Genomic DNA, 16,686 nt, shown 5'->3' with positions numbered 1-16,686 from the left:
CTTTGCAAGGTCAAGACCGATGATGTTAACCTCTTCCATGGATGCCCTCCCCATTCCGTGGGATGCGAAAACATCGCCACCTTGGCACATCGCGATGCCGTCAGGAGGGGGCATCCACTCCATCAAATTGACCCACCACGGAAAAACGCCGCGCGTTGAAGACGGCCGCCTGAGGGGCTATTCTGGTCTCGTGACGGCGCAAGATCGCGTAGCCGGGCAATGTGCCCGCGGAGGGTGCCAGCGTCCTCCCCGTCATGCCTCCATACGATAAAATCGACGTTAAAGGCCCATTGAACGCCGTGGGTGCGTTTTTCGAAACTGCGCGGGGCGAAGAAGCAGATTTTTGGTTTGGGCGCCCGCGGGCCGTTTCTGCGAAGAATCGCACTCGCGCGTTGAAGCAAGCGCCTGAAGGGCTATAATCGGCAATCGTGACGGCGCAAAATCGAGCAGCCGGGCAATGCGCCCGCGGAGGGAACTGGCGTCCTCCCCGTCACGCCTCTCGAAACAAATAATGGCGATCTTCGCCAGAGGCGGCGTACGCTGACCAGGCGTTGGAGGGGCCGTTTCTTGCGCGCGGCTTGTCAAACGGACCAGAGGGGCGCAGCAAGAGCCTGCGACAGCCCGGAATCGGTAGCGGCAGGCGACAAAGCCCATGGAGCGTCACGTACTCCCCGGCGCAGTCAGACTAGTCTACCTCTGACCTTTCCGGCCGGCGCTTGCTATAGTGCGACGCGTCGGCCGGTCGACATCGGCTCCGTTAGTCGGCCGCCTGAACCTGTCCCGAAGCCAAAGCGCCGGACTGCTCCGCCTTCGCCACCCCGATCAGACCGCCATCGGAGTCAAGGATCATAAGGCGTGTCAGATGTCCGACTTTCGGGATGAAGACGGTGACTCTTTCGCCGTGGAGCGGCTGCATCGCCGCGCAGCTCCAGAAACGCCCGTCGAAGCGCACGCCGCCATGCTCGACGGTGCTAAACGCCTTTAGAAAGGATGCATAGATCGGCCCCCGCGAAGGATCAGGCGCCACGCCCTTCTCGGCGGCGTCCAGGATCTCTGCAGCCGCCAATGTGGCTTCGACTACGTCGAGCTCGCCCGCCGGCGAGTTGCCGGCTTCGATCGCCAGATGGGCGATGCCGCGGCCAAGCGCGGCCGATGCGCAAAGAAGCGTTGTGGCGTCTTGCTTCGATGCAGGCACCGCGTCGAGCGCGGCGATGATCTCGCCAAAGCCGCGAAGGTCGGACAGCGCTGCGCGCGCGTAGCGAGCATCGGCGGATAGTTGAAACGGCTCGGACGCTTCAATCGAAAGCCCGACGATGCGCCGCCCAATCGCCGTGACTCCTCGCAAGAGAACGTCGGCGTCGGCTTGGTCGTCTGGAACGCTGTCCAGCGCGTCCAAAATGTCACCGAGATAGCCAATGTCGGCGAGCGCCTCACTGGCGTGATATTTCAGTTCGCTCATGTTGAAGGCCTTGTCTGCTGGAGTGAAATCGAAATGCGCATTGCGGGCATCGTCACGTCGAAGAGCGCCCTTTTGCGAGCTTCTTTTGAACGGGCGTTTGCGGCTTTGCGGCACGGCCATTCCGCACCCGGCTTCTTCGGCGCGGCTTCGCCTTAAATCGTTCAGCCTCGGCCGCGTCCTCCAAAAACCCTTCGAAGAACACTTCCTTGTCCTGGAATATCTCCGTCTCCAAAAGCAGCCGTCGTATGTCCGCAAGAATTTTGTCGAACTCAAATGTTCGGGCGTAGGCGTGGCGGACGTCGAGGTTCTCCAATTTCATGTCGTGGCGAAGCGCGCCCACTCTGCCCTCAAGATGTTCGGCATTGTCGAGCAACCTCTTGATAACCGTCTCATGCCATAGATGCTTGAGATGTTGAGTGTGTTCGTCGTAATCTCTCATCGATCGTATGCTGCTCATGGACTTCACCTGTCTGTCGTGGTTACGATCATGCGAGGCGGGCGTTGCTGCGCCCGTCTCGCGCCTTCCAAGTCGCAAAGCTTGCGACGTGATCTCTTTCGGCGAAAAGGTCGCAAAGACTGCGACGGTTTCGCCTTGCGGTCCGCCCGCCGGTTCAACTGCCGATGCGGCACCGCCCTATCTCCTCGACCAAAGCAGCCCATTTGGCGACAAGCGACGCGCCAGCGGCTTCGAATTTCTCGTTGGCGGTTTGCATGGACTCGCCATCCTCATCGCGTGGTGCGGAATGTCCTCGATCGCTTGATTTGCAGCGGCCTTGACCGCTTCGCTAGCTTCGGCCCGTATGACGATAATTTCGATCTGCTCGTCCTTGCTGAGCTGGAGAAGCGCTTCGCGATCGACAATCGATCTCCTGCGTCACGACGTGCTCCGATCTGCGGTTTCGTCTACTTCGGCCTTTCGTCGCATCATGGTGCGAAGGCCGTTGATCGCTTTCCCAGCGGCGTCGAATGAAAGAAAGCGAAGCGCGGAAACGCTGTAGGAACGTTCGAGCCAGGCGTTTAGGGCTTTTTCCGAGGCGTCGATCGTCGACCAGTCCGCCCAAAGCTTGCGGATCATCGCGACCTGTTTTGGCGTCGCCATCCCTCGCCGCGCGCCAAAGCTGGTCGCGGACGTGTGCCTGAACCCAAGCCGCTTCGCCTCGCGGACGAACGCGTTTAATCCGATATTGTCGAGGACTCTCGCGCTCTCGACGCCCGTCGACTCACGCAAGAGATGGCGATAGGTTTCCTCGTCGCCGAGATATTTTTTTACCGCTTGGACAAGGCGCATTTGCTTCGTGGTGAGCATGGCCAAATCTCCTACCTACGCGGCGATGCGCTTCAGTAGCTTTAGGGGGTCGTCATCTTGTTGTCGGAGAGACAGAAGCGCCCGCTCGATTTCCTGTAGGCCGAGCGGTCCGCTTCCAGCGAAGGCACGAGCTGTGTCGAGAAGCGGGACGAATTCGCGGAGCGACGTATTTAGTCCGAAGTTCACGCACGCGCGATGCGCTGCGACCCCGCAAACGTCACGATCTATCGCGATAGTTTTGAAGTCATCTTCTGTGGGATGCCATAGCATCGTACGCTTCACCAAACGGCTTGTGACCTGTTCAAATGCGTCTTTCGAAGAGTGTCGCCGCTTCAAAACGTCATTGTTCCCGCAGACGATGACTGGAACGCGGAACCGATAGGGAATATCAACCATCTCCTTAAGAAGCTTGCCGTCCAGGTTCTGAGCTTCGTCTAGAATGATCGTTTGAGCGGAGCCGTGCGACCCCCAATAATCGAAATGATCTTCCAGGTTTGTCCAAATCTTATTGGCGCTATCGAAGTCCGAATGAACGCCCAGGGCCGACGCGAGCAGAACGCAACCGGCTTTCATCGTTTCCTGTGCGCCGGATACCCGAATATAGACCATCCTACTGTTCGAATTCGCGATATGCTCGACTGCTGTCGTCTTGCCAATTGCAGCTGGACCGATGATCGCCCCCGCAATTGATTTGATGCGATCAACAATGTTGACGGTGTTCTCGATGGCTTCGAAGATCGATGTTCGGCTCACATTCGTCATGCTTATTGAGCCTTTCTCGCATCGAATTTTTGGATGAATTCCTTCATCGCTTGGTTCGATTTGTCGATGTTGTATCGCCGCACATTGTCGGCCCGCTTGCGCTGCGCTTCGGGACTTTCCTTCACGCCCCGCGCGACCGCCTTTTCTTTGTCGGAGGCAGTGACACGCGCGCCGACCGGCGCGGGCAAGGCCTTCGGAGCTTTCGTCTGGAAATCAAGAAGTTCGGCCGTTACATCGATATCCGGAACCGAATTATCGAGCTGGCGAACGGCACGCCTTTGGAGCATGCGACGACGGTCGCTCTCTGGCGCCGGCCGGGTCGAAACAAGCGAAAGGTTGATCCTCTTCCGCGAAGCCGAGAAGATTTCCCTGCATATCCTCGACAGGTAGACGCGCCCACTGCTCGTATTTCGGCACGCGAACGGTGATATAATCGCCATCATGGTAGGTGACTAAGCCGTCGAAATAGAAGACGCGACCCTTGACCGTGATAGCTCCATTTGTGATCGCTACGATCCGTTTCTCAGAGAAGACGGTTGCAAAGGCGTCCGGGTCCACTTCGGTCTTTTGCCATCCCTTATCCACGGCGCGATTGAATGCATCGATTGGCGAATCGCCGCCGAGCTGCGAATTCTTTCCCTGCGCTTTAGTGTGATATTGCGCCAATATCCCTGCAATCACCTGTGGAAACAGCTCGATCGAAGGGAAAGGTATGGGTGCCTTGCCGACGTTTGCTACCTTCTTTTTCATGCGGTCGCCGCCGATGTAGCCCTGCACTTTTTCGAACAGATGGCGCAGTTGCGCAAAGACGCCTTCGATGGCCTTGGAGCGCGCCGCATAGGGGCGCGCGCGGCGTATAGCCTTTTGCTCTCCGCCTGCGAATACCTTCATTCCACGATCGTTAAGTGTGATGGCGTCTTTGATGAACTCGGCGAAGCGATATTCCTGACCGTTATCGAGATAGAGCGTCCTGGGGAGGCCCCATTCCGCGACCATTTCCATGAAGCTGGCGATGACGTGCGCGTTGCGAATGCCTGTTCCCTTTGGAAGAAACACGATGGTCGCCCAAAGGCGCTTCGTTGCAACATCCAGCCAACAGATGGCCTTGGCGTAGCGCTGATAGTCTTCTGTTTCGGGAAGGAAGAAATCGAGGGGATGAACGGCGCCGACGACAATGTCCATGGGCCAAAGCCCTTCGATCGTCCGGCGGATTGCCGGCGATTTGTCTTCGAAACCTTTGCGGTCTTTCTTGATTTTGGTGGCGCGGCGATATTTCATCTCCGCCTTGACGATGTGGAGCGGGATGTCACACACGCCGTTCGGCGGCTCGAAACCGCGCTCCCTGGCGAGCTTCTCAAGGTGACGTGAGGCATCCAAGCGGATTGCGGAAATGCTTTCCCACGCCTTGTGCCAGCCGCGAATGCGTATTTTCAGCGCTTCCGCGATGGACTCCAGCTCATTCTCCAACCCGCCTTCGCGCGCCCAGGCGTCGAATTTCACGGTGACGATCGAGCGTTTCGTCTTGTGATCGTTCCGCTTGGCGCGACCTAATGCTGTGACGCCGTTGCATTGATAGTCCGCGAGGAAGCGATTGAGCGTGCGCACGCTGTAGCGCCGAAACACGCTCGAATCCTTGATTGAGGGCAGCTTCTTTTCGCTCCATGCGCGAAGGACATTCGCGCGGGCGACGGTGCCCGCCTTCGTCGCTTCGACTTCCTCGACAAAGCGGGAAAACCACTCCAGGACCGCATCGAAGTGGGTTGCGAAGGTTCGAGGCGAAACGGGCGTTGAAGGGGCGTTCAAATGGTCTTCGAGACCAGGGATATCCGGCGCATAAGCCTCCCACCTCTCCCCAGATGTGCCACCAACGCCCTTTATTCGGCGACTCCGGACGGGCCGGCGACACAGTCGACCCATAGCCAAGCCTTTTCTGACAGCCCGATCAGAGAGGCCGAGGAACTCCGCGACTGTGGCGGTGTCGACCCATTTGCCCGACATCAGGCGGCTTTCCCTTTGAGCGTCGCGGCAACAATGATTTTTTCACGTAGCGTCTTTGCTGCGGGTCCGTTCCTACGTCCCGTCAGGACAGCGGTGGCCCATTGGCGGGTGATCTTGTTTTCCGAACACCATTTCGCCAAAGAGCTTCCCTGCTGTAAGAACCCAATGCGGGCCTGTAGCAACAAGTCTGCGGAAGGATCGCCCATTGTGAGGTGTCTCTAGGATTGCTTCGTTATGCAACCTAGATTGCAAAATGAAATCATGTCAAGAGGCGCGACGGCAAATCCAGCGGAAGATTTTATTGATCGCGTGAAGAAGGCTCTGAACCTCACGCGAGATGAAGACCTTGCTATCCGCCTCAATCTTGGGAAGAGCACAATCGCAACTTGGCGGCGACGGGGGAGTATTCCATTCAAAAAACATGCTGAAATTGAGCAATTAACAGGAGTTAAATATACAGACGTGCTCGTTGAGCGCCTCACGCGATCGAACGAATTATATGATATTTGTCGTATATCTTACTTGAATGCTATTTCTAAACTATTCAATGAAGCAAATAAAGATGAATTAAACGAACTTTCGTTCAGGCTATCAAGGCATGAAGATGCAATCGCTCGGATAATACGGGATAGAGTTTCAGATATAGCCGGTGAACATCTTTCACCAGAGAATGTCGTTGCTTTAGTTCATCGAGCATACAACGGGGACTTCATCAGCCCAATGGAAATCCGTGACATCCTCCAGGCGAATTCGGAAGGTTCCGCAATAGGTTCCGCAATCGATATTGCACAATGAAATGTTCCGCAATGCAAAGCGCAGGAACCCTTTGATATCTAATACATTCCGCCTCCGAACAATATTTCTGAGATGTTCCGCAAGCGGTTCCGCAATACCCGCCGCGCTACCCTATTGCTTTTTCAGTGTTTCTAAGCGTAGCGCGACAAAAAGCGATTTTTCACGCGCGACAAATAATTCTGCCCGCTCCACCGCGATGATCGCTTAACCAAAGCGTGAACATAAGACTTGCAGAACGCAGTGAGAACGTATATCGTTCGTTCATGATTTGTTTAGTTTATCGAGCCAAAAGCTGCAGCGCAGCGAAAATCGACGATTGGGCTTGCAAGGCGGAGCGGCGATGCTGACCAAAAAGCAAAACGACCTGTTGCGCTTCATCCATGAGCGCTTGAAGGAATCGGGCGTGCCGCCGTCGTTCGACGAGATGAAGGACGCGCTCGACCTGCGGTCGAAGTCCGGCATTCATCGGCTGATTCTCGCGCTCGAAGAGCGCGGCTTCATCCGTCGCCTGCCCAATCGCGCCCGCGCGCTCGAGGTCCTGCGCCTGCCCGAATCGGCGACGCCGCGCAGCGCCGTCGGGCGCAGCGGCAAATTCGCGCCCTCGGTCATCGAAGGCAATCTCGGCCGCGTGCGCCCGCTCAATGAGCGTTTCGACGACGAGAGCGATCAGCAGGTCGCCATTCCGGTGATGGGACGCATCGCCGCCGGCACGCCGATCTCAGCCATCCAGAACCGCAGCCATACGATCAATCTGCCGCCCGACCTGCTGATGAGCGGCGAGCATTTCGCGCTCGAAGTGCGCGGCGATTCGATGATCGAGGCGGGAATCCTCGACGGCGACACCGTCGTCATCAAGAAGCAGGACAACGCCGACACCGGCGATATCGTCGTGGCGCTGATCGACGATGAGGAAGCGACGCTGAAGCGCCTGCGCAAACGCGGCGCGTCGATCGCTTTGGAGGCGGCGAATCCCGCTTACGAGACGCGCATCTTCGGTCCTGACCGCGTGCGGATTCAAGGCAAGCTCGTGAGCCTTTTGCGGAAATATTAGCTGCGGCGCGTTTTGGCGAAGCCTGTCATTCCCGACGCGCGCTTTGCGCGCGATCGGGAATCCAGAGCAACTTCACCATTCATGCCTTTGCCCCTGGATTCCCGGTCAAGCCTTCGGCCTGCCGGGAATGACAAAACAAAGAGCATGCAGCGCGTCTCTATTCGAGCGGCTCCATCGCGCGGGCGTCTTCCTCATTGCGCTCTTCATCGCTGAGCGGCGCAGGGAACGCCGGCTTGCTCCGCTGGCGCGGCGCGGGCGACCATGGCCGGTCCTCGTCGACGGCGCGCGCCGTCGTCCATTCAACTTCCGCACCCTTGAAGCGTAGCGACACCGCCCCCGTTTCGCTCAGCTTGCGGCGATCGATCACGATCGGCGCCGCGCATCCTAACGGCGCATAGAGCGGCGTGATGACGACGGCGGCGCGCGCGCAGTCTTCAATGAAGGCGCCGCGCTCGGCGACGAGCGCGACGAAGCGACCGTCGATCGACTTGGCGACGCAACCTAAATCATCGCAGGCGACGCCGCCCTTCGCGTCCGAGGCGAGGCGCGCATCGCCGTCGGCGCGCAGCCATTGTTCGGCGGCGAAAGCGCTCGGCCTTTGTCCCAAGACCGCAAGCTGTCCCGACGACAGGCGCAGCGCCGCCGATTCCCCGGTCGCCGGCGCGGCGAGGTCGAACGGCGCGCCGCCCGTCGCACCCATCAATCCAATGAATGCAAGAGGAATGGCGAGGGCGCGCCAAGCCCATGTTCGCCACAAAACGAGCGACAACACCGCAAGCGTTAGAAAAATAATCGCCCAGGGCGCGAAGGCTTTGACCGGCAGGCTCGCGCCCGGGGCGCTGGCGATGAGCCCCGCGAGATAGGTCACGAGGTCGATGCCCATTTTAAGGTAGCGCCAGACGAATCCGTCGAGGCCGAGTGGATAGAGCGCGGCGCCGAGAAGCGCGCAGGGAACCGCGAAGAATTCGATGATGGCGAGCGTCAGCGGATTGCCGATCAGCACATAGGGGCTGAGCTCATGAAAATCATTCGCCATGAAGGAAGCGGTCGCCGAGGTCGCGCATAATGTCGCGAAGATCGCCGCGCCGGGCCCGTGCAACAGGCGTTCGACGACGCTTTCACGAAGCGCGCCCCACCATGTTCGCGGCGCGCGATCGTCGATGCGGCGCTTCGCAAGATATTCGCCGCGCCATTCATAGACGGCGATCAAGGCCGCGACAGCGGCGAAGGAAAGTTGAAAGCTCGCGCCAAGCAGCGCCTCCGGCTCGAAAGCGACGATGAGGAGCGCGGCGATCGCGAGATTACGCATCGACAGCGACGGCCGATCGAACAGAACCGCGGCAAGCATGATCAGAGTCATGACGAGCGCGCGCTCGGTGCCGACGCGCGAGCCCGTGCCGATGTCGTAGAGAATGGCGCCGATCATGGCGAGCGCCGCCGCCCATTTCTTGATCGGATAGTTGAGCGCCAGAGTTTGCGACATCGCCAGCAGACGGCGAAAGCCAACGAAGAAAATGCCGGCGACGAGCGTCATCTGAACGCCGGAAATGGTGATGATGTGAAATATGCCGGCGTGGCGGATGAGATTCTTGGCGTCTTCCGACAATAGGTCGCGCTTGCCGGTGACCATCGCGGCGGCGATCGCGCCGGCGTCACCGCCGATAATTCGATAGACCCGCATCGCCAAAGCGTTGCGCATGCGATCGACCCGCGCGAAAAAACGCAGCGACATTGGCGCCGGATCGGGCGGCGACATTGTTTCAATTCGCCCCAGCGCGTTGCCGACGCCGCCGATGCGCGCGAAAAATGCGTCACGCGCGAAATCATAGCCGCCGGGGAGCGCCGCCCGCGCCGACGGCATCAGCCGCGCCTTAAGAGCGATGAAGTCGCCGGCGGAAAAATTCGGATCGCCGCGGGTGGTCAGCCGCACGCGGGCCGGAACGACATCGTCGGGAAAGCCCTCGGCGCTCGCGACACGCAGAATGAAGCGCGCGCCGGCGCGCCGCAGGTCGACCTCCTCGACGAAGCCGGTGAGCTCTCCGATCCCGACTCGCGGAATGATCGGCGCGGCGACCCGCGCCGTTCGCCAGGCGCCGGACGCGAAGCCGCCGGCGACGAAAGCGAGCGCGAGAAACAGCGCATAAGCGCGTGCATGGCGGCGCGTGAGCGCGGCGAGAATGGCGAAGACTGCGAACGCGCAGGCGCAAAGAGCCAGCGACGGCTCGCGCTCGGCTGAGAAATATAGCGCGACGCCGGCGCCGGCGGCGACCACCAGCCAGAGAAACGGGCGGCGCAGCGCGCGTTCCTGCTCGAACGACGCGCGCAAAGCTGCGGTTAATCCTCGCGCAGGCAAGCGAAGGAGGCGCGATGAAACATCGCGGCTCCCCTCTCCTTTCTCAGCCGTGCGCGAAACGTCGTTCAAGAAAATGCCGGCCCCGCTCAAATGCAGCGACGCGCCAGGGCGATCGGGCGAAGGGCTTCCTCATCCTGAGGAGCGTGCGCAGCACGCGTCTCGAAGGACGAGGAAGCCCGCATTTTTTCCTCACCCTCGTCCTTCGAGACGCCGCCATCGATCTCGGGCTTGCCCGAGATCGACATTAAATTCGCAAGTCGGGTACACCCGACTTGCGGCGGCTCCTCAGGATGAGGGCGAGGAAAATCGTGCTTCATCCGATTGCCCTGAGCGGCGAGCTTAACGCTGGTTGCCGCGTTTGTCTGCGTCGCCTATCTGTTGATTCGCCGCTTGGCCCTTCAACGGTTGCCTGCGGCCCGATAAGAAACTATCCCGTTAACTCAAAGCGAGACTGCGATTACGCGCAATGGCGCGACGATCGCCATCATTCGGTTTGGCGTAAATGAAGAGCGAACCGTCATCAGTCACGTCCCTGCTTCGCGGACTCACGCGAAAATGCCCGAACTGCGGCGTGGGCGCCCTGTTCGCAAGCTACCTCAAGCCGAACGATTCTTGTGCGCATTGCCGGGAAAGCTTTGCGGGCCTCGATGCGGATGACGGCCCAGCATGGTTGACGGTCGGCGCCGTAACGATTTTCGTCGTGTCGCTACTCTTCATATTGGAGAGCAGCGGTCATTACTCCTATGCCGTCGAAATGTTGATCGTTCTGCCGACAACGATCGCGCTCGTCTTGTTCTTGCTCCCGCTTGCGAAGGGATTCTTCCTCTCGGCGCTATGGCTGCTGTCGAGGAAACCGAATTCATAAAAGGGACGCTACTTGCTCTCGGGATCCCCGGCTATGAAAGAACATTGAGAATCCCACGAACGCGCGCCTGCGCCCAACGGTTGGCGTCGTACATGGCTCCCCGCTTAGCGGCGGCGTGAGGTCTCCGGCCGCAAAAGGCCGCGCGCTCCCCATCTCAACAGGGAAGGATATGCCGCGCGCGATCAAACAACCGCGAATGCAATTCTTTATCCTTCGACAGCGTCAAAAATCGCGCCGGCTTCGATCATGTCGCAGTCGGGAATGCGGGCGGACGCCAAAGGATCCTCGCCTGAAATCCATTGTTCGAGCGCGTCCGGCGTCGAGAGCGCGACATTCAGCGCCCTGTTGATTTCATAGATTCCCCACGCCAGTCCGGCGCGCCGCAGCGCCGCCATCAAGGCGTTCTGGACGAGGCTGCGGACGACGAGATGGGGCGTCGAGATCGGCGCTTCGACGGCTTCGCCACGTGCGGCGGCGAGACATGCCGCCTTGTCGAAGGCCGCGTGGCCGCGACAGGCCAGCGGACGCATCTTATAGGCGAGACATAATTCGCGCTCGATCAGCGGGCACGCGCCTTGCGCCGCCATTCGCTGGTCCTCGGATAGCGCGCCTAGCGCCCGATCGGCGTCGGCGACCCGCTGAAGAAGCATGATTCCGCGCTCGGCGAAGGCGGCGGCGTTAACGGAAATGAAGCGCGCGAGCACAAATACTTCGGGCGCCGTCGCGACGACGCGCAGGCGGCAGCACCCCGCGCATTCGCCGTGGCAGGCCAAAGCCGGATCGCCCTCCGCCTGAATCGCGACATTTCTCGTAAAGCTGTCGAACGCCTGCGCGCAGAGCAGCCCAACAAGCTCCGGGCGCGTCCGGCGGGCGTCGATCATCTCGCTGAACGCGTGCGAGGTCGCCTTGAAAAAGGCTGAGGGACCGCCATCTTCGCTCATCAATCTTATCCGCCCTTCCGCCAGTCGGATGCGATCGGATCGGCGCGCCGATCAATGCGCAATCGCTCCCGGCGCCTGAGACTGGCCCCACCGTCAGATCGCTCAAGCGTCTATGTCAGGCTCGACATATTCCGACAGTTCGCCGGCAAAGCAAACCCCATCCCGTCAGGCTTCGGCCTGCCGAGCGTCCCTCGCCTCAGGCGTTGGCCACGCCGATGGAGCGCTCGTCGAGCGCGGCCGTCTTGAACAGCGCATAGACGTGAGAGCCCACCCTCAAAGACAGGTCTTCCAGAGCGCCTCTTGTGATCGTCGCCAGAAGCGGACCGTCATCCTTCAGCTCAATTTCGACCGTCGCGATCGGCCCTTCGAATTGGATGTTCGCCACCCTGCCCCAAAGCACGCTTCTGGCGCTGATCTCATGAGGCGGAAGCAGCGACAGCACAACATCGGTCGCTTTGACAATGACGCGCGCCGCGCCGCCCGGTTGGCCCGCCGAACCTTCAATCCAGATCGTTCCAGACGAATGTCTGAGCTTCGTCAATCCATAAGCGGCGGAAGCTTCGTCGACCGAAGCCGCCAGGATTGAGGAACGATCGAAACGATTGGTTGCCGGCGAATTGGCGAGACGATTGAAGGCGTCGGCGGGATCGCCAACGAATTTCACCCGTCCGCCATCGATGACGACGACGCGGGAGGCCAAACGCGCTACTTCCTCGACGGCGTGTGAGACATAGACGATGGGAATGTCGAACTCGTCCCTGACGCGTTCGATCAGCGGCAGGATTTCGAGCTTGCGCTGCATATCGAGCGCCGCCAGCGGCTCGTCCAGTAGAAGCAGTCTCGGGCAGGACAGCAGAGCGCGGCCGATCGCGACGCGTTGTCTCTCGCCGCCCGACAGACGGGCTGGCGAACGCGAAATAAGCGCGCCAATGCCGAGGGTTTCGACGACGGCGTCGAAATCGATCCGACGTTCGCCGCGAGGCGCAAACCAGCGCCCGTATAGGAGATTCTGCTTGACGCTGAGATGCGGAAAGAGATTGGAATCCTGGAAGACGAGGCCGACGCGTCGGCGCGACACCGGCACGAAAACATTGCTTGTGACATCGACCAGCGCTTCGCCGTCCAGCCTGACATATCCTTCGTCAGGCTTCATCAGTCCGGCAACGATGCTGAGCGTCAGCGATTTTCCAGATCCGGATTGTCCGAACAGCGCCGTTACCCCGGTGCCGTTGGCGAAGGCGACGTCGAGGGAAAACGCGCCCGCCTTCAGTCTGACGTCGACTTCGATCATTCGGCGCTGCCCAGTCGCTTCTGCGCGCGCCACTGAATGATCTCGGACGCCATAAGAGCGGAAAGCGCGATAACGACCGCGACAATCGTCAGGCGCATCGCGCTTTCATCGCCGCCGGGAACCTGCGTGTAGCTGTAGATCGCCGCCGAAATCGTCTGCGTTTCGCCGGGGATGTTCGAGACGAAGGTGATGGTCGCACCGAATTCCCCCAGCGCCCTGGCGAAAGCGAGAATCGCTCCAACGATAATGCCAGGAACCGCAAGCGGAAGGTTGACGAGGAGGAACGTCCAAATCCGATTCGCCCCGAGGGTCTCCGACGCCAATTCAAGGCGACGGTCGATCGCCTCGAAGGACAATCGCATGGCGCGGACCATCAGAGGAAACCCCATGACGGCGCAGGCGACCGCCGCCCCGGTCCAGCGAAATGAGAAAACAATGCCGATCTCGGCGAGATAGGGGCCGAAAACGCCTTTGCGTCCAAGCAGCATGAGCAGGACGAAGCCGGTGACGACCGGCGGCAGAACGAGCGGCAGGTGAACAACGCCGTTGACGAGGGTCTTGCCAGGGAACTGGCTGCGCGCCAGCGCATAAGCGGTGACGATCCCAAATGGCAGGCTCGCGAGGGTCGCCACGGTCGCGATCCGCAGCGACAGCCATATCGCCGTCCATTCGGCTGGCGACAATTCGAAGAAGGCGGCGGAAGGAAAATCGTACAATGCGGCGTCCTTTGGCGACCTCGGATAGCGCTGTTCCCATATGAAGTCCGCTCGCGCGGCGCTTTGCGGTTCACGGCCCTCGTCAGCCGCTCGCCTTTTTTCGCCGAGGTACGAAAATGCGAGAGCGAGGCGGCGCGACGCTTTAACCCTCCGCGACCAATGGACCTGGAGAGATGATGCGATCAGCCGCTCTCCGCTCCAGACGATTGTTCGGCGCGCAAGATTGGCGCCGCCGGCGCCGCCAATCTTGCGCGGTGTGAAGATGTCGCTATATATTGACGGAACAGAGAAGCTTTGACCAGTCCGGTTCATGGCGTCGCCGCGCCTGGCCGCAGCAGCTGGGCGAGACAAACTTCAGACGTCGCACTGAATTATACTGGTAAAGCGTTCGAACATTTCGGCTTTAGCGCATGCTACAGAAAGTTCGACGCCGACGTTCGCGGAAAGCGCGCCGTGCTATGCTTTCCGAGTTGATCGCGTCATCGACACGACATTTGGGCGATTGCGCCCAAATGCAGCGTGGTTTCTGGAGCCGCCAAGGGTTTCCGGGCGGCTCTCGAGACATCAGATCACAGCGACCATGACGTCGGACGACTTGATGACCGCCTTCACTTTGGCGCCCGCTTTCAGGCCCAGCTCATCCACCGATTCATTGGTGATGGCGGCGGTGATCGTCGTGCCGTTGACATCGATCAGAACATGGGCGGTAGTGGCGCCCTTCTTGATTTCCTTGACCGTGCCGTCGATGACATTGCGAGCCGAAATTTTCATTAGTTATGTCTCCCAATAGCGCTGACCAAACCTTCTTTGCCCGGCGGACAGCGCTCGAAGCAATCAAGCGAACCGTCCGCCGCGCATGAAGATAATGTTCCGTCCCCAACCTATACAATATGCGACGAAACATTTTTTAGGTCTCGCGCCGAAGCATGCGAAGCGCCAAACGATCTACAGCTTAATTTCTTAAAACAGGCGACGCAGCGCGCGCCATGCGGCGTCGGTGGAACATCGCCTGGACGAAAGGTATCGAACGCGCTTGGCGACGCATAGCCGACCCGGATGCGACCAACAATTACTCAACAATTGCTCTAACTTTACGCGCTTTGATCGTCTTGCTCGCAATGTATTGTGTCATTTTAGCAACAGATACGGGCTCACTAGGCATGTAAAATATATAGCGCATTGACGGCCGACCTTAGCTATGGAGATTGGATATATAGCGCTTTTCGAGCGCCCCTAGCTTGCGTGAGGATCAAAGTGGCCAAATACAGGAGCAATTATGCAGCGACGATCTCCGTCGCCGCCATGTCCGCGATGCTCATTTCAACAGGAGCGAATGCCGGCACGGAAGGAATCGAAGAGCGGCTTCGACAACTCGAGGCGCTCCAGCGCGTGCAGGCGCGCGAGATCGCAAAGCTGCGCAAGGAAGCTCAAGCGGCAAAGGCCGCTGCGCAAAAGTCGACGAATATTGTGAACGCAGCGAAAGGCGTGGAGGTCGCCAAAGGCGCTCAGCAACCGCCGCCGCCGCCGCCCGTCCTGGTCACTTTTCGCAATGGTCTCGCCGTCGAGACCGAGGACAAAGCATACAGCTTCCGGCTCGGCGGTCGCTTAATCGTCGACGCCGGCGGCTCGTCTCAGCCTGAAAAAGGCTACAATGGCTTTGCGAATATCACATACGCCTGGCTGCAAGTAGAAGGCCGCGCGGCAAAGATGTGGGAATATAAACTCTCCTATGATTTCGCCAATACTTCGGCGATCGGGGTGCTGGGCGGCATTCGAGACGCCTACCTCGTCCTGAAACATCCAGCGTTGCAACTGCCGTTCACCACGGAGCCCGTGGCGCTCGAAATCGGTAACCAATGGGAGCCGATGGGGCTCGAGCGGACCAATACAAGGCTCACGCTCGACTTCATGGATCGCTCGCTGATGAGCGACGTTTTCGGCGCGGCGCGCCATCTCGGGGGCTCCTTCCTCGCGCATGGATCGAATTGGACGCTCAAGGCCGGCGTGTTCTCGACGAGCACGCAAGACAAAGCGCTGTCGCCTGCGGCCCTCCAACCCGTGCCTTTCTGGGTCAGTCCCAAAGCGGGGTGGGTATCGACCGGCGGAGCGCAATATTTCGACGTCTCCGCCCGAACGACCTATGCGCCTATTCTCGAAAAAGACAGGATGATCCATCTCGGCGTTTCGGGGCGCTATCATCAGCCCAATTCCGCGACGGGCGCGAACGATGACCGCGTTTTGCTCTTGGGCTCCAACACGAATATGGAAAGCAATGTTTTAAAGACGAATCTGCTTGGAACGCCAGACCTTTCCTGCGGCGCCTATTCGGTTGCCGGCAATCCGCTCGTCGCCGGCAAATGCGTGCGCAACGTTATCGGCTATGGCGCCGAATTCATGGGGTCCTATGGTCCTTTCTCGGTCCAAGCGGAATATATGGGCGCGCAATATCATCGCCGGGGCGGATCGCTCGCACTGGCCAGTCTTGCCGGCGTTTACGCGCCAGGCGGAACATCAATGAATTACGATGGCTATTACGTTTATGGCACATGGTATCTGACCGGCGAGTCGCGCGCCGCAAGCTATTCCGTGTCGAACCTCGCCGGTCCGGCGACTTTCGGCCAAATCAAGATCTTGCAGCCTTTGAGCGCCGGCGGATGGGGCGCGTGGGAACTCGCCGCGCGGTTCAGCTCGGTCAATCTCAACAATGGTCCGTACCAGGGATCCGCATTCGCCAATCTTATCGCCCTTGCGCCGAATGCGGCGACGCGCGCCTATGTCGCGAATTCGACCATCAACGGTGGGCGGGAGCAGGATGTGACGGTCGGCGTCAACTGGTATCCGGACAAAGGGATCCGCTTCATGTTCAACTGGACGCACGTCGCGACGCTCATGGCGCCATGGAATCGCGCTTATCTCAACGGCGCTCATCCCAATACCTTCCTGGTGCGGACCCAGGTCAATTGGTAGTCGCCGTCAAGAACGCCCAGCGCCGAAATATCGGGGCGGAGCCAACGCCAGCCAGCTGGACGCTTCTAAAAAATAGCGCATGCAGGCCGTTTCTGATTCCTTGTCTTGCGTCGGATCGGAGACGAGTCGATGCGCGGACAAACTGGACGCTTCTATCAACGTGATGGTTTGTCGGTTGTGAG

The 16,686-nt window shown here is 59.6% G+C and carries 16 protein-coding genes; 5 read left to right on the top strand and 11 right to left on the bottom strand.

Going from position 1 to position 16,686, the window contains the following annotated elements:
* Nucleotides 1-757: 757 nt before the first annotated feature.
* The gene (locus AB7I51_RS15650; RefSeq protein WP_428405243.1) at nucleotides 758-1,459 is read right to left on the bottom strand and encodes a hypothetical protein; all 702 of its coding nucleotides are present in this window, start codon (nucleotides 1,457-1,459) and stop codon (nucleotides 758-760) included.
* Between the two features lie 85 nt (nucleotides 1,460-1,544).
* Here AB7I51_RS15650 and AB7I51_RS15645 point away from each other — a divergent pair, with 85 nt between their 5' ends.
* Nucleotides 1,545-1,859, top strand: coding sequence for a hypothetical protein (locus tag AB7I51_RS15645; protein ID WP_428405244.1), 315 nt, complete (start codon nucleotides 1,545-1,547; stop codon nucleotides 1,857-1,859).
* Between the two features lie 474 nt (nucleotides 1,860-2,333).
* Here the strand turns inward: AB7I51_RS15645 and AB7I51_RS15640 are convergent, their stop codons facing one another.
* The 5 genes from AB7I51_RS15640 to AB7I51_RS15620 form a co-directional block, all read right to left on the bottom strand.
* Nucleotides 2,334-2,765 (bottom strand): regulatory protein GemA, encoded by a 432-nt coding sequence (locus AB7I51_RS15640; RefSeq protein ID WP_428405245.1) that lies wholly within the window; start codon nucleotides 2,763-2,765, stop codon nucleotides 2,334-2,336.
* 15 nt (nucleotides 2,766-2,780) lie between these two features.
* Entirely contained in the window at nucleotides 2,781-3,527 is a 747-nt protein-coding gene (locus AB7I51_RS15635; RefSeq protein WP_428405246.1) for an AAA family ATPase, read from the bottom strand.
* A gap of 2 nt (nucleotides 3,528-3,529) precedes the next feature.
* The gene (locus AB7I51_RS15630) at nucleotides 3,530-3,814 is read right to left on the bottom strand and encodes a hypothetical protein (RefSeq protein WP_428405247.1); all 285 of its coding nucleotides are present in this window, start codon (nucleotides 3,812-3,814) and stop codon (nucleotides 3,530-3,532) included.
* Nucleotides 3,780-5,027: a hypothetical protein gene (locus AB7I51_RS15625; protein ID WP_428405248.1), complete on the bottom strand. Its 1,248-nt coding sequence runs from the start codon at nucleotides 5,025-5,027 to the stop codon at nucleotides 3,780-3,782. The genes AB7I51_RS15630 and AB7I51_RS15625 overlap by 35 nt, the downstream gene beginning before the upstream one ends.
* A gap of 497 nt (nucleotides 5,028-5,524) precedes the next feature.
* Entirely contained in the window at nucleotides 5,525-5,731 is a 207-nt protein-coding gene (locus tag AB7I51_RS15620; protein ID WP_424376044.1) for a hypothetical protein, read from the bottom strand.
* Nucleotides 5,732-5,759: 28 nt separating this feature from the next.
* Between AB7I51_RS15620 and AB7I51_RS15615 the strand changes: the two genes are divergently transcribed.
* A complete protein-coding gene (locus AB7I51_RS15615; RefSeq protein ID WP_428405249.1) occupies nucleotides 5,760-6,320 on the top strand; it encodes a helix-turn-helix domain-containing protein in 561 nt (186 codons plus the stop codon).
* 340 nt (nucleotides 6,321-6,660) lie between these two features.
* A complete protein-coding gene (gene lexA / locus AB7I51_RS15610) occupies nucleotides 6,661-7,371 on the top strand; it encodes a transcriptional repressor LexA (protein ID WP_428405250.1) in 711 nt (236 codons plus the stop codon).
* A 157-nt stretch (nucleotides 7,372-7,528) separates the two neighbouring features.
* Here the strand turns inward: lexA and AB7I51_RS15605 are convergent, their stop codons facing one another.
* A complete protein-coding gene (locus AB7I51_RS15605) occupies nucleotides 7,529-9,793 on the bottom strand; it encodes a ComEC/Rec2 family competence protein (protein WP_428405251.1) in 2,265 nt (754 codons plus the stop codon).
* Between the two features lie 502 nt (nucleotides 9,794-10,295).
* Between AB7I51_RS15605 and AB7I51_RS15600 the strand changes: the two genes are divergently transcribed.
* Nucleotides 10,296-10,589 (top strand): DUF983 domain-containing protein, encoded by a 294-nt coding sequence (locus AB7I51_RS15600; protein ID WP_428405252.1) that lies wholly within the window; start codon nucleotides 10,296-10,298, stop codon nucleotides 10,587-10,589.
* Between the two features lie 206 nt (nucleotides 10,590-10,795).
* Here AB7I51_RS15600 and AB7I51_RS15595 read toward each other — a convergent pair whose 3' ends face one another.
* The 4 genes from AB7I51_RS15595 to AB7I51_RS15580 form a co-directional block, all read right to left on the bottom strand.
* The gene (locus AB7I51_RS15595) at nucleotides 10,796-11,530 is read right to left on the bottom strand and encodes a YkgJ family cysteine cluster protein (RefSeq protein WP_428405253.1); all 735 of its coding nucleotides are present in this window, start codon (nucleotides 11,528-11,530) and stop codon (nucleotides 10,796-10,798) included.
* A gap of 196 nt (nucleotides 11,531-11,726) precedes the next feature.
* Nucleotides 11,727-12,821: a molybdenum ABC transporter ATP-binding protein gene (gene modC, locus AB7I51_RS15590; protein WP_428405254.1), complete on the bottom strand. Its 1,095-nt coding sequence runs from the start codon at nucleotides 12,819-12,821 to the stop codon at nucleotides 11,727-11,729.
* Nucleotides 12,818-13,537 (bottom strand): molybdate ABC transporter permease subunit, encoded by a 720-nt coding sequence (gene modB / locus AB7I51_RS15585; protein WP_428405255.1) that lies wholly within the window; start codon nucleotides 13,535-13,537, stop codon nucleotides 12,818-12,820. Before modB ends, modC begins: the two co-directional genes overlap by 4 nt.
* Before the next feature lie 564 nt (nucleotides 13,538-14,101).
* Nucleotides 14,102-14,308: a TOBE domain-containing protein gene (locus tag AB7I51_RS15580; protein WP_428405256.1), complete on the bottom strand. Its 207-nt coding sequence runs from the start codon at nucleotides 14,306-14,308 to the stop codon at nucleotides 14,102-14,104.
* A gap of 483 nt (nucleotides 14,309-14,791) precedes the next feature.
* Between AB7I51_RS15580 and AB7I51_RS15575 the strand changes: the two genes are divergently transcribed.
* Nucleotides 14,792-16,504: an OprO/OprP family phosphate-selective porin gene (locus AB7I51_RS15575; RefSeq protein ID WP_428405257.1), complete on the top strand. Its 1,713-nt coding sequence runs from the start codon at nucleotides 14,792-14,794 to the stop codon at nucleotides 16,502-16,504.
* Nucleotides 16,505-16,686: the final 182 nt, after the last annotated feature.

The sequence above is a fragment of the Methylocystis sp. genome (genome assembly GCF_050246715.1).
GTDB lineage: Bacteria > Pseudomonadota > Alphaproteobacteria > Rhizobiales > Beijerinckiaceae > Methylocystis.
This window is presented reverse-complemented; position numbering and strand designations above follow the sequence as displayed.